General features: G+C 64.8%; 10 protein-coding genes. 4 read left to right on the forward strand and 6 right to left on the reverse strand.

Annotated elements, in window-relative coordinates:
• Positions 1-35 precede the first annotated feature (35 nt).
• Genes PCA31118_RS07615 through PCA31118_RS07625 form a run of 3 tightly spaced genes read right to left on the reverse strand, consistent with a single transcriptional unit; the run spans position 36 to position 1,558 of the window.
• Positions 36-641, reverse strand: coding sequence for a hypothetical protein (locus PCA31118_RS07615; protein WP_150624499.1), 606 nt, complete (start codon positions 639-641; stop codon positions 36-38).
• A gap of 18 nt (positions 642-659) precedes the next feature.
• Complete coding sequence (locus PCA31118_RS07620; protein ID WP_150624501.1) at positions 660-1,064, reverse strand: hypothetical protein; 405 nt, start codon at positions 1,062-1,064, stop codon at positions 660-662.
• A 26-nt stretch (positions 1,065-1,090) separates the two neighbouring features.
• The gene (locus tag PCA31118_RS07625; RefSeq protein ID WP_150624503.1) at positions 1,091-1,558 is read right to left on the reverse strand and encodes a hypothetical protein; all 468 of its coding nucleotides are present in this window, start codon (positions 1,556-1,558) and stop codon (positions 1,091-1,093) included.
• A gap of 616 nt (positions 1,559-2,174) precedes the next feature.
• Here PCA31118_RS07625 and PCA31118_RS07630 point away from each other — a divergent pair.
• The 4 genes from PCA31118_RS07630 (at position 2,175) to PCA31118_RS07645 (ending at position 6,008) form a co-directional block, all read left to right on the forward strand.
• Complete coding sequence (locus PCA31118_RS07630) at positions 2,175-2,690, forward strand: hypothetical protein (RefSeq protein WP_150624505.1); 516 nt, start codon at positions 2,175-2,177, stop codon at positions 2,688-2,690.
• 288 nt (positions 2,691-2,978) lie between these two features.
• Entirely contained in the window at positions 2,979-3,242 is a 264-nt protein-coding gene (locus PCA31118_RS07635; protein WP_150624507.1) for a hypothetical protein, read from the forward strand.
• A gap of 589 nt (positions 3,243-3,831) precedes the next feature.
• Positions 3,832-4,872, forward strand: coding sequence for a porin (locus PCA31118_RS07640; protein WP_150624509.1), 1,041 nt, complete (start codon positions 3,832-3,834; stop codon positions 4,870-4,872).
• 287 nt (positions 4,873-5,159) lie between these two features.
• Positions 5,160-6,008, forward strand: coding sequence for a 3-hydroxybutyryl-CoA dehydrogenase (locus PCA31118_RS07645; RefSeq protein ID WP_150624511.1), 849 nt, complete (start codon positions 5,160-5,162; stop codon positions 6,006-6,008).
• 83 nt (positions 6,009-6,091) lie between these two features.
• Here PCA31118_RS07645 and PCA31118_RS07650 read toward each other — a convergent pair whose 3' ends face one another.
• The 3 genes from PCA31118_RS07650 to PCA31118_RS27495 all read right to left on the reverse strand — a co-directional run bounded on the left by PCA31118_RS07650 (position 6,092) and on the right by PCA31118_RS27495 (position 12,791).
• A complete protein-coding gene (locus PCA31118_RS07650; protein ID WP_150624513.1) occupies positions 6,092-8,188 on the reverse strand; it encodes a hypothetical protein in 2,097 nt (698 codons plus the stop codon).
• A gap of 189 nt (positions 8,189-8,377) precedes the next feature.
• Positions 8,378-10,558, reverse strand: a complete 2,181-nt coding sequence (locus tag PCA31118_RS07655; RefSeq protein WP_150624515.1) for a hypothetical protein — start codon at positions 10,556-10,558, stop codon at positions 8,378-8,380.
• A 121-nt stretch (positions 10,559-10,679) separates the two neighbouring features.
• Positions 10,680-12,791: a hypothetical protein gene (locus PCA31118_RS27495; RefSeq protein WP_150624517.1), complete on the reverse strand. Its 2,112-nt coding sequence runs from the start codon at positions 12,789-12,791 to the stop codon at positions 10,680-10,682.
• Positions 12,792-13,059 lie beyond the last annotated feature (268 nt).

A 13,059-nucleotide genomic window follows, 5' to 3' on the forward strand; every position in this document is an offset into this window, starting at 1 on the left:
ATCCGGTTCGCGCGTGCGCGGTGGACGCAGTGTCGTCAGACGGCGAGTGCTTTGGGAGGGCGTTCAGGCACTGCGACGACGGCACTGGCGGCAGACGTACGCAGGAAAGGAATGGCGGTGGACGGCTGGGCGTCCGGCAGGCGCAGCGCCACGCTTGGCGGCAGCGCCGTGCAGACGACGCACGCCGCACACGCGGAGCAACTGGCGTGAAGACTGTGCGCGCCCCCGGCATCGTGCGAGTCCGGCAAGGCGCCAGGTTCGCGCAATGAAGCGATCACGCCGTCGTCACCGTGATGGTGTGCGCCGGACATCGCGTGGTCGTCCATGGCCACGCCGCCGGACGTCGTCGCGTAATGCCGGGGCATCGGCAGTGGCGCCATGACGGCGGCCTCGCTTGCCGTCGCAGCGGCAGCTTGCGCCGACGTCGCCGACGTCGCAGGCGTTCCCGGCGCGCAATGCGTGCGCAGCGCAGCCATGGCCTGTAACGGCATGGTTACGCACAACAGCATCAGCACGAGGAGTTTGCGCCAGCGATTCATGCCGCGCAGTCTAGCACCGCCTGCGCGCCGCTCGCAAATCGACGTGCGGCGCATGATGGCGAGCATCGCCCGCAACGCGTGGACAGCGTCGGCAGCACGCACGCCCAGGACACCCCAATGTCAATGTTCGAACAGATGGAACGTCTCGAAGTGAGTGCGTCGTCTGGACAGCGCCACGAGATTGACGACGCACACGAGCGCGACGAGCACGAACAGCGGGGCGGACACTTCCACCGTATCGCGTGCAAGCAGCGAGAAAACCGTCAGCAATACCATTAGCGAGAGCAGCACGCGATGCAACCATGCGGCCAGACGCAGATATCGCTCGGACTGCGCGACGAGTACCACGAGCGAAACGTAGAACGGCGCCGCGATCATGGCGAGCACACAAAGCGCGAGCAACACGCCGAGCACGCTGGCCAGCAGCGCGTGCCCGTCGGCGGCGCTCGATTGCACGCCGACCACCGTCGCCGCAGCGAGGTAGAGCAGCATCAGACCATCGAGAACGATTGCGAGTCGGTTCATGACAACTCTCCGGCGGCGCGCCGAGATCAGCTCGGCGGTGATGGCGCGACGTACGGGCGCGGCTGGGCATCGTCCTCCTGCATATCGGACGTGTCCGCTGTACCCGACCTTGCCGACGATGTGGGGGGACGCGGGACCGTCGATGCCACTGCGGGCAGCGCAAGGCCGAGCCAAACGGCGGCAGCGTCGACGCTCGCCGGGTTCGAAGGGGCCTGTATGCGATACACGGCAACGTTGCCGCAGTCGTCCGAACAGAACAGGTCGCGCTCCAGATCGGCCACGACGTCGAGTCGCTGCTGAACGCGGTAGAAGCCCAGGGGCGTGAGGTCCTGGACGAGCGCGGCGAGGGTCTCGGGATAGAGAAAGACGCGGGACGGCCAATGGCCGTGCCGGAGGCGAAACCGACCGAGCGCGCCAAGCACATGCGCCAGCGTGCCGCCATGACCGCGAACGAAGTCGATCAGGTGCGACGTGCCGTACCCGTTGGTGTACACAAACGCTCCGTTGACTTCCCGAAGGTGAGTGCCCGGTAAATATTGGTCTTGTGATTCGATAGTTGCAGACAGGTGCCGTAGGCGAAATCCGCACTTTCGCTTAGTCCGTCGGCATGAGTGGGGCGGGCTCACCGTGAGCGCACGCAGTGCATGGACCCTGGGGCGGGCATGGAACGCACAAATGGAAACCGGCGGACTAAGCCGCCGGTTGAGGCCCCATCAGGGCATCGCCAGCCGCGTGTACCGGCGCGGCATGGTATGGGCCAAGGAGACTTGGCACCAGAGGGCATTGCCGTGAAGCGGATGAACCCCGCAGGGTTCCCGGCCGTGCCCGTGCAGCTTCGCTGCCATTGGAGTATAGGACGCGCACGCCACTCGCCAATCGGCTTTTCGGATGAGAGCGACGCCTGTGTCTGGCGAGAACTATCGGAAGAGGACGCACTCGAATTGACGCACGATTTCCCTCATGACTGTGGTTTCGTCCGCGCGAACTTTGCGTTCTAATGGCACCATTCCAGGCAATACGTGAACCGGCAAAGGCGCGAGGGCGTGAAAGCATGAAAGCGCGCATGGCAGCCACGCCGCGCACTGGCGTACCCAGTCGAACATTCCAATAATGTCAACGAAACCTCTACAACGATGGGCCTTGCTGGCGTGCCTTTGCGCAGCCCAGACGGCGTTCGCCGCCGACCAGTGCGAGGGCATCCTCATGCTCGCCAAGAGCGCACAAACCGGCTTTGAAGACGTGACGGGCCCGCTCGTGGCCAAGAACGAACTTGGCGAGAGCTATCAGGCGACCTATTCGGTGCCGGGCGGCGACTGCAAGGTGTTCCGCGCCACAGGCCTCGCGCCGACCTACGAATGCATCTGGGATTACCAGAAGATCACGCCGATGGACTTGCGCCGTCAGGCGCAGAAGTTCGCCACCGACGTGTCGCGTTGCACCCGCGGCGTGACGACCATGCGCACGACCACGACGAATCCCGCCGGACTGCCTGCCGAATGGCAAAGCGCGAGCCGGAAATTCGCGCGTCCGGTCAATTTCACCATTACGGCGCAGGATCTGGTGACGCCGCGCGGTGAACGGATGCGCGAGATTTCGCTGTCGGTCGAGAAGCAGGTAGACAAGTAAAACGACGCAGCTCAGGGGCACGCGGGAGCGTCGTGCTCAGCCCCGCCGGTAAAGGCGGGGCGGCGCATCGTGACCTGGGCCGGGCACCACGGTTTGCCCTCGGGGGCACGGCAGTTACAAACGGTTGCAGACCGCTCTGCGCATTAACATCTTTTCGGTCGACGCTCGTTCGGCTGACCCGGTAAAGTCATTCGTGAGGCGTATGGCGCACCTGTCACCCACAGGTGGAAACCGCGTCTCGTGCCAACCGGCCCCACCTTCGTGGCCGGGTGATGTGGCTGAACCGAAATGAGTGCCCGACTGCGTTGCTGCTTCCTGTTACTGCTGGTGTGTGCCTTGCCTGCCTGGGCCGACGGCGGGCGGGGTCGCGACATGCTGGACCTGAACAAGGCATCGCTGCGCGAAGACATCAGTCGTTTCAACGCGGATCGCGGTCGCGGACAGGCGGCTTATCCGAACTGGGCTGCGCCGGCGGAACCGCGTGAGCGCCAGTACACGCCGCAAGGCGAACCTCGTGGCCAGCGCGGCGAGGGCGGTCGCCGCAACCGCTGACGCGTCGACGTTTGCGTGGGCGGTGAGTGCTGCCGCCCCCTCATCGGTTCGTTCGGCTCGCTCGGGCCGCGCAGCGTTATCCCGTCCATCTCTCCCTCCCTGTCCCCTGCCGCTTTACTGCCGCTTTACTGACGCTTCACTGCTGCGTACTCGCGATTTTCGCCGACCGCGCCCCAGCCGAAATTCTTTCCTGCGTAACTGGTTGACTGCACCGAATGTTGCACATGTGCAACATTAGATGCGTTCATCGACCGCCAAAGCCGGCTGCCGGTCGGCCTTGCGCAACGTCCATTATTCGTGGACATCACCGCGTATGTGAGTGATCGCTAACCCCGCAATATGCGGGTTATATCGATCTCGTTATACCGAGATTAATTGCGGCGCGGATGGTCCTCCGATTTTTGTCTCTCCACCATTTCCCAGCCACTTCGTGTGGTGCATTTTTCCGGCCGTTCCGACCTTTATGAGCGGGGGGCGGCTATGCGAGAATCACGGCCGTTTAACAGGGAGGCGCTTCTCGAATGGGCGCCGGCAGGTCCCGTGCAAGGCGGGAACAGGCACACAAAATACATAAAGCAAGGAGAAGTGAATGAAGCGCAGCATGGCCAAGGGAATTGGCGGGGCGATCGTTTTGGGCGCGTGCATGAGTGCACCGGCCTTCGCGCAATCGAACGTCACGTTGTACGGTCAGGTCGACGCCTGGGTGGGCGCGGTCAAGAATCCGGGCGGCGATCGCGCCTGGACGCCGGGCGGCGGCGGTATGTCCACGTCGTACTGGGGCATGAAGGGTAGCGAAGATCTCGGCGGCGGCCTGAAGGCCGTGTTCGTGCTCGAAGACTTCTTCCGTCCGCAGAATGGTCAGTACGGCCGTTTCCAGGGCGATACGATGTTCTCGCGCAACGCCTACGTCGGCCTGCAATCGGATACGGCCGGTACGGTCACGATGGGTCGACTGACCACGTCGTACTTCGTCTCGACGATCCTCTTCAACCCGTTCGTCGACTCGTACACGTTCAGCCCGATGGTGTTCCACACCTTCATCGGTCTGGCCGGTCAGGGTATCGTGGGCGACTCCGGCTGGAGCAACGCCGTGATGTACACCACGCCGAACTTCAAGGGCCTGTCGGGCAGCGTGTCATACGCATTCGGCAACAAGGCAGGTGAGGCCGGCCAGAACAAGTGGAGCGCATCGGCGCTGTACTTCAACGGTCCGTTCGCCGCGTCGCTCGCGTATCAGCAAGTCAAGTTCGACGCCGTGCCGGACGACCTCGCCGGCATGACGGGCTTCCGCAGCCAGCAGGCCGTGCAACTGGGCGCCACGTACGACCTTCAGGTCGTGAAGCTCTTCGGTCAGTACCAGTACATCCGCAACAACGTCACGGGCGGTGGCGTGTCGGAAAACGGCGGCCAGCTGGGCGTGTCGGTGCCGCTGGGTAACGGCAAGGTGCTCGCCTCGTATGCGTACACGAAGAGCTCGGGTGCGAGCAACGTAAACCGCAAGACCTGGGCGCTCGGCTACGACTACAACCTGTCCAAGCGTACCGACATTTATGCCGCGTACATGAACGACAAGGTGAGCACGCTCTCGGGCGGCGACACCTTCGGCGGCGGCATTCGCATGAAGTTCTGAGGCACCCCTGCGCACGCGCCGCACGCGCGTGCCGTAGCGACTTGCCAAAGTTGCCGAACTTGCCGGGTGTGAAAAGGGGCAGACATCGTTGTCTGCCCCTTTTTTCATTGTCCGCGCAGATCGGCGACATCCATGATCGCGCATGGCGTCGTAGATGTTTCGCACAGCGGTCCCGCGTGTCACCGATACGGCGGGTCCGCGCTATGATTTGCGCACCGCGCAAGACGGGGCCCCCCAACCCTTTGGCAGATCCGGCATCAATTCCACATCAACGGAGCAGAGACGACATGACGATTCAACACGTAGGCATCATTGGCGCAGGCACGATGGGTAACGGCATTGCACAGGCCTGTGCAGTGGCCGGATTGTCGGTGACGATGGTCGACATCAGCGACGCGGCGGTGCAAAAAGGCGTGGCGACGATTGCCGGCAGCCTCGATCGCCTCATCAAGAAGGACAAGATCACCGCCGCCGACAAGGAGGCTGCGCTCGCGCGTATCAAGACGTCCACCGACTACGCGGTGTTCGCAAGCGCCGACATCGTGATCGAAGCTGCCACGGAGAACTTCGATCTGAAGGTGAAGATCCTCAAGCAGCTCGAAGGTGTGGTCGGCGAAGGGGCAATTCTTGCCTCCAATACGTCGTCGATTTCGATCACCAAGCTCGCGGCCGTCGTCTCGAAGCCCGCGCAGTTCATCGGCATGCACTTCTTCAACCCGGTGCCGCTCATGGCACTCGTGGAGATCATTCGCGGCCTGCAAACGAGCGACGAAACGCATGCACGCGTCGACGCCCTCGCGCGTGCGCTCGGCAAGTCCCCGATTACCGTGAAGAATGCGCCGGGCTTCGTCGTCAACCGGATTCTGGTGCCGATGATCAACGAAGCCTTCTTCGTGCTGGCGGAGAATCTGGCGTCGCCCGAAGAAATCGACGAAGGCATGAAGCTCGGCTGCAACCACCCGATCGGCCCGCTGGCGTTGGCCGACATGATCGGTCTGGACGTCTGCCTGTCGGTGATGAACGTCTACTACGAGGAATTTGCCGACTCGAAGTATCGCCCTTGTCCGCTGCTCAAGGAGATGGTGGCCGCCGGCTACCTGGGACGCAAGACGGGACGCGGCGTCTACACGTACTGAGCGACTGAATGGACTGAGGCAAGTCGGTACGGCGCGCGCAAGGCGCGCCGGCCGGCGATACAGGTAACGCAGGCGTGGCGCGCTCAGACGTCGTTCGCCGCATATTGCGGTGATTCGGCTTTGACCGGTGCTTCCTGTGTTTCCGGCATATCCGGTGTCTCCGGTGTCTGGGGCGTTTGAGGCGCCGTACGCGGCTTGCCGGCAGCACCGGCAGCCGATGGGCGACGCGCGTCAAGCCCCAACTCGAAGGCCGCACTCGATACCGACGTGGATGCCGACAGCAGCGATGTCCCCGCTGCCCCCGATGTCGCGGAACTCCCCGAGCTTCCCGAAATCGCGCCCGAGCTTGCTGCGCTGCCGACACTACCGAAGCTGCTATGGCTGCTCAGCAACCCTTTGCGCGCGGTCAGCGGACGCGTAATCGACACGGTGTACGGACTGCCGATGCGATGCCCGATGTCGGTGAACGCCACGTCGAGAATGTCCACGGCGTCTTGCGGCGTGTCGGCGCGTGCGAACGAGACCGCCTTGCTGCGGCTCCATGGATCGAGCAGCAACGTGGTGTCGCGCGTCATATAGGCGGCCCAGGCGAATTGCGCGGACGAGATGCCATCCTGATGCAGGCTCACGCGCGGATGCGGTGTCGAGGCGTCGAGAATGTCGATCAGTCGGGTCGACTCCGAGTAGAGCACCATGACGTGCGGCGACCGATTCTTGGGTTGCACGGTAATCATGCGAAGGTTGTCGATGTCGATGCCGTCCTGAAGCAAAAAGAAAAACAGGATCTCGGCATTCTCCTGACAGAAGGCTTCGGTGAACGGATGGGAGTAGTAATACCGTGCGGTCACCTCTGCGGCCTGGCACTGCTGCTTGATCAACGGCAGCCGACGGTCGATGCCTTTCATCGCGGTGCGCAGCGACGCACGATGGTCGACGATCGAGTTGTCCCGCATCGTGCGCAAGTCGGGACGATTGGATCGTACGAGATGCAGACGGCTGAGATCGGCGAACGCATTCTGAATGGCTTCCTGTGCCGACTCGTCGGGCAGATGGCGCGTTGCGGAGAAGATGTCTTCAAAGCTGCCGGCAATGCTGTCCGGTGTCAACGGGCGGCTCGACCCGCAGCCGCCGCCACACAGGCGCAACGGTTCGTGCGCCTGCCATTGCCCGGTCGCGTGATCGTAGGTGACGGGCACTTGCGCGCGGGCGTGTCGCGGGGCGTCGATGAGCCAGTGATCGGCGCTGATGCCCTGTGTGGCCCGGTAGTAGCCTGCCTCCCCGCGAAGATAGCGATTTCCACCCACGACGACCAGCCGCGAGGCCTTGTCGGACGGCAACTCGGCTTCGGTGAAGCGTTGCTCATACCCGTCGAGATGATCGAACTCGCCCTTGATGGCGAAGCGGCTCGCGCTCCGTTCGTGGGTCGACAGATTGTCCGGCGCGCTGACGATGCCCGCGCGCTCGTCTTTCGGTATCTGCCACGGTGTCTCGCGCTTCGACGGAATCAATGCGGGCGCATTGCGCGGCGCGCCCGCTCGCGGCCGCGCGGCACGGGAGGTAGCGGGAGCGCCGACACCGCGTGGCGACGCAAATTGCACCAGCCCGATCAATTGATCGGTGGAGGGTGTCTTGCCGTCGATGCGCTCGACGGCGACGTCGGAGATTTCCGCCGGCAGACGCAGCAGTTGAACCTCCGGGAGAAAACCGGTGGTCATGTCGATGGCGGCCGTCCAGCCCTTGACCGTTTTACGAACGGTGGCGGGAACTTCCCGGCCGGTGACGAGTGTGTAGGCGTCGGATATCGACTCTCCGGTGCTGGAGAACGGCGTGCGTGCGGCGGCCAGCGCTCTGAGTACGTCGACAGGGGCGTACTGCGATTTGAGCGCCGCGTGTCTGACCGGCTCGATCATGACCCCCGATGCCGCCGATGTTTCCAATGCTGGAACTGCGGCGTCGACACCGTCGGGCATCGGCGAGATGGCGTCGCGCGCCACGACGTCACCGGGAACGGTCGGTCGCGCGGGATCATCGGGGTCGCGAAAACGTTGCGGTACCGCTGCCGATGACGGCGTGACGAAGTTCGCGACCAGCATGATCGCCAGTGCTGCGGGCCATGCCCCGCCCGGATGCCGATGCGCGTGTGCACGCTCGTGCGGTGCGCTCGACGGCGCAGATCGCACACGGCTGTCTCGCTGCGGCCGTGCCGTCCGAGCGCGGCGGAACGTGGCGGGAAAACCATTTCGATGTGCCGTGCGTGTCGACGCATGAGGCAAGCCGTAGCACACAGGCGCGGGCAACGCCCGGTGATGGTGGGTCAAAGGCACGGGGAAGTCTCCGAAGAATACGCTGCGTGGACGAACGGGAGGCACTCACACACTGACGGGCTGTGCCTGCGGCAAATCGATCGACTCGCGTGGCGGCCCCGGTACCTGACCCGTCTCGCTATTCCAGCTCGTTGCACCGGTCGATTGGCCGGAGAGCGAGTTGCTGCCGACGCTCCCTCGACTGCCCACGCTCGCCTGACGACCGGTGCCGGTGCGCCGTGCGCCGAGGGGGCGCGTGATGGAGACGCGGTACCGGTTGCCAGGCCGATGCCCGATATCGGAGAACGCCGCGTCGAGCGCGTCGACCAGATCGACGGCATGATTCGCGTTCGCGAAGGACGTCGCGCGTGCGCGGCTCCAGGGATCGAGCAGCACGGTCGAATCGCGCGACTCGTAGATCTCGCGCGCGAACAGCATGTCGCTGATGCCGTCGGGCTCCAGGTTCAGCGGCGGTTGGGGCGTCGCTGATTCGAGCACACCGATCAGGCGCTCCGACTCCGTGTACAGCACCAGCACGTGCGGCGGCCGGTTCTTTGGTTGCACGGTGATCATGCGAACCCGCTCGGTCGGAATGTTGTTTGCCAGCAGGTAGTGAAACAGGATCTCCGAATTCTCCTGACAGAAGGCCTCGCTGTAGCGATTCCAGTAGTAGTGCATGGTGGTGATGAGAGACGCCTCCTCCTGTTGCCTGACCAGCGGCAGGTCGCGCCGGATGCGCTTCATCGAGACACGCAGCGCTTCGCGGTGATCGATGATCGAGTTGTCTCGCATCATGTGAAGATCGGGTCGGTTGCTGCGTGTGAGATGCAGCAAACTCAGATCGTTGAACGCGTAGCGAATCCCTTCGCGCGCGCTGTCGTCGAGGTGCGCAAGGGCGTCGAAAATCTTCTGCCGATCGACGGCGATGCTGTCGGGGCTCGCTTCGCGGCTCGGCCCACACCCGCCGCCACAAAGGCGTAATGGCTTTTCTGCGCGCCATGCGCCGGTGGCCGGATCGTACGTCACCGGCACCTGCGCGACGTGACCGCTACCGCGTGGGGGCGACACGAGCCAGTGGTCCGCGCTGCGCCCGCGCATGGCGTGGTAGTAACCGGCTTCCCCGCGAAGGTAGTGCCGACCGCCGAGCAGGATCAGACGACCACGGCGATCGTCGGGCAGGCGGTCCGCAGAGAACGATTGGGCGTAGCCGCGCAAATGTTCATGCTCGCCTTCGATGTGCCAGTCGGGTCGCGCAAGCGTCGCCGGGCCATTGCCGGCGCCAGACATGTCGGAGGCCGACGGCAGGGCAGCGCCGACCGGCTCGGGCAATGACGGTGGTGTCTCATCCGGACCGTTTTGCGCGGCTGCAACGCTGTGCGACGCATCGTTTCGACGCCCTGCGTGTGTGCGTCGGTCCTTGTACATCCGGGCGAAGTCTGGACGCGCGCGGACGACGCCACGACTTTGCCAGTTGCGTGCGTCGGCAGACTGCACCACCGACATGAGGCGCCCGGCATCGGGCACGCGCCCGTCGATCCCCTCGGCCGCGATACCGGCGGCTTCGCCGGGAATACGCGACAAGCCGACATCCGGAATCAGCCCGGTGGCGAAGTCGAGGGCTTCGGTCCATTGGTCGATGCTTCTGCGCGTTCCGGCATCGACGGTGTCGCCAGTCACGAGCGCGTACATCTCGATCAGCGCCCCGCCAGTGTGCTGGAACGGGGCGCTCGATGCGGCAACCGCACCCAGGAATTCGGACAGGGTGTAATCGGACTTGATCGGCAGGAATTCCACGGGACGAACGGCGACGCCATCGGATGAGGCGCGCAACGGCGTGCTTGCCGCCGCTTGCCCGTCGACGAACGACGGCGCCTCCTTGCCAGGCTGTGTCCGATGCGTTGCGCCGCGCGGAATGCCGCTGGCCACCGGCGAGATCATGTTCGCCACGAGAAGCAGCGCGAGAGCCGCCGGCCAGGCCTTGCCCGTGTGACATGGGACGTCGCCCTGTTGCCGGTGACATGACACGCTCGACGCTCTGCGCTGCGTGCCTCGGCATGCGGCGTGGGTGGTCCGGGCACGACGTAAGGAACGCGCCAGACCGACGTCTGCATCGGCGCACATGCGGGTGAGTTGATGGGTGAGCTGACGAGGCGGCTGACGAGTGGGCTGATGAGTGGACTGACCTGCGGGCGGCATGCCGTACTGCGGCGATGCGTGGGTGACGCGGCAATGGGAGCGGTAGGGCATGGCGACGTCTCCGAAAGAGGGCTTTCACGCGGCGTGATGCAAGAGGGGCAAGAGGGAAGAGAGGGAAGAGATGCGCGGCCCGGACCGACGGGAAGATGAAGCGGGCAACGACGTGCGTGCGTCAGAAGCCGTCTTCGGGCGCATCGTCCGAGGAGGTGAGGTCCGGCACGATCGACGGATCGAACACACTGCCGTTGCTCTCGCTGCCGACACTGACCGGGCTGTCCGCGCTGCTTGCACTGCCTGCACTGTGCGGGCGCGTGGCGGCGGCTCGGCCGAGCGGTCGCGTGATCGAGACGACGAACGGATGATCCTCCCGATGCCCGAGCGTGGCGAGCATGCGGTTCAGGCGCTGCTCGATGTCGCGTTCCGTCATGGCGCCCGCGAACCCGGTGACCTTGGTCCGGCTCCACGGGTCGAGCAGCAGGGTCGTGTCCCGCGTGAGAAAAATGGCGCGCGCGAACATGCGATTGCCGATACCGTCCGGACGCCCGACGACGAGCGGCTGAGGTGTGGCGACGTGCAGCATGTCGATGAACGTCTCCGACTCGGTATACAGGACCATCACATGCGCCGGACGATGCTTGGGCTGGAACGTGATCATGCGAATCCGCGTTTCCGGGACGCCACTTTCGAGCAGCAGATGAAACAGAATCTCGGCGTTCTCCTGACAGAAGGCTTCGGCCAGTGGATTGTCCGAGTAATACATCGCCGTGGCCGCCGCGACTTCCTCCTGTTGCCGGAGCAGGGGTTCATCCCGGTCGATATTGCGCATCGCCTTGCGCAGCGCCGCACGGTGCCCGACGATCGAATAGTCGCGGGAGGGGCGCAAGTCCACGCGGTTGCCGCGCAGCAGCCGCAGACTGCTCAGGTTGCCGAAGGCTGCCTGAATGGCGTCCTGAGTATCCAGGTCGGGCAGGTGCGAGATGGTGGAGGCGATGGCGGCCCAGCCGTCCACGATGCTGTCGGATTCCGGCATGCGCTTGCTCTGCCCGCAGCCGCCGCCGCACAGCCGCAAGGGCGGATTCGCACGCCAATGACCGCTCAGCGGGTCGAAGGTGACGGGCACCTGCGCCTTGTCGTGACGGGGAGCATCCACCAGCCACGTACTCTCGCTCGTTCCTCGGCTTACGCGGTAGTAGCCGTTCTCGCCGAGGAGATAGTGATGGCCGTCGATCAGCAGCGGCTGCGAGGACCGGTCGGCCGGTGGACGCTGCGCCGTTGGCGATTGCTCGTAGCCGGCAAGATGCTCGCGCTCACCCTCGATGCGAGGCTTCGCCAACGTGTCGTGTCCGGGGGCATCGGGGACATCGGGGACATCGGGGGCGGCCATTTCCGGCAGCGAATCCGGGATGTCGACGGCAGCAATGGCATCGGCAACGGCAACGGCGTCGATTGCCCTGCGCGCGCCCGGCGCGATTGGTGCAGCGACGGTGTCCGACCCGATGTCGGCGCGCCACGTGCGCGGATCCAGCGCCTGCATCAACGTCGAAAGGTCTTCGGCAACGAAGCCGTGTCCCTCGACTTGCCTGAGCGCGACATGCGAAATGTCGCCCGGCATGCGGGCCATGCGTACCTGAGGCACGATCCCGGTCGCGATATCGGCCGCCATGCCGCCCCGGAGAATCGCTGCGCGGGTCTCGGGCGCGGGAACGTCGCCGGTGAAGACCTCGTAGGCGTCGCCCAGCGATTCGCCCAGCTTCTCGAACGGTGAGCGTGAGGCCGCAACGATGCGAAGCAAGTCCGTCAGCGTGTAGTCGGATCTGAAGCGCGGGCGCTCGACGGGGCGGATATCGACATCGTCCGGTGCGCCCGTGGTGCTGTGGCACGCTTCGTGACGCATCGCGGCGGGGGCGAGTTGCGGCAGGGAATGATCGTTGGCGGGGTCATGCGCGTTGCCGTGCGTGTCGGCAATCAGATGACGGCGCGGAACGGCGCCACTGGCCGGCGTTGTCAGGTTGGCGACCAGCAGCACCGCCAGGGTGGCGGGCCATAGGCGACAGGAGGGGGGCGTGTTGCTGCTCACGTGGCCCGCTGCCGCCGACGTAGACTTGCTCGCCTTGCGTGCACCTGAGCGAAGCCCGGCATGGCGAAAGCTGCCGGTGAAGCTTCCCGGCGCGGTGGCAGGCGAGTCACGTCGCTGTCTGGTGAGCGGCAGGCCATAGCGCGGCGTGGCGTACCGCGCGCGGTGATGTGGAATGTGGTGCGGGATGTGATGCGAGATGTGCGGCATGGCGGCCTCTCCCGAAGTGAGGGCCATCTCACACACAGCATGACGGAGTCGCTGACGTATCGGTGGCCCGGGATGAGAAGACTGCCATCGCCCCAATGCCCCGGGCTTGCGTATCGGTCGGGATGACTATCGGTTTGCGGTTCCGTGGGTGGGCGCGCGCAGGAGGTTCGTCATCAAACACATGGTTTGAAGCGATCGTCGGATGAGGTCGGCCGGGCGCACTGGCGGCGCCCGTCTCGCATTCGCGTCGCCCATGAGACTGGCCCGG

The organism is Pandoraea captiosa (genome assembly GCF_902459775.1).
In the GTDB taxonomy this organism is placed as follows: Bacteria; Pseudomonadota; Gammaproteobacteria; order Burkholderiales; family Burkholderiaceae; genus Pandoraea; species Pandoraea captiosa.

What these genes read in the sequence shown, in the direction of transcription:
- PCA31118_RS27495 (WP_150624517.1), bottom strand. Translation starts at nt 12,791, where the DNA reads ATGCCGCACATCTCGCATCACATCCCGCACCACATTCCACATCACCGC.
- PCA31118_RS07620 (WP_150624501.1), bottom strand. Translation starts at nt 1,064, where the DNA reads ATGAACCGACTCGCAATCGTTCTCGATGGTCTGATGCTGCTCTACCTC.
- PCA31118_RS07635 (WP_150624507.1), top strand. Translation starts at nt 2,979, where the DNA reads ATGAGTGCCCGACTGCGTTGCTGCTTCCTGTTACTGCTGGTGTGTGCC.
- PCA31118_RS07640 (WP_150624509.1), top strand. Translation starts at nt 3,832, where the DNA reads ATGAAGCGCAGCATGGCCAAGGGAATTGGCGGGGCGATCGTTTTGGGC.
- PCA31118_RS07655 (WP_150624515.1), bottom strand. Translation starts at nt 10,558, where the DNA reads ATGCCCTACCGCTCCCATTGCCGCGTCACCCACGCATCGCCGCAGTAC.
- PCA31118_RS07630 (WP_150624505.1), top strand. Translation starts at nt 2,175, where the DNA reads ATGTCAACGAAACCTCTACAACGATGGGCCTTGCTGGCGTGCCTTTGC.
- PCA31118_RS07645 (WP_150624511.1), top strand. Translation starts at nt 5,160, where the DNA reads ATGACGATTCAACACGTAGGCATCATTGGCGCAGGCACGATGGGTAAC.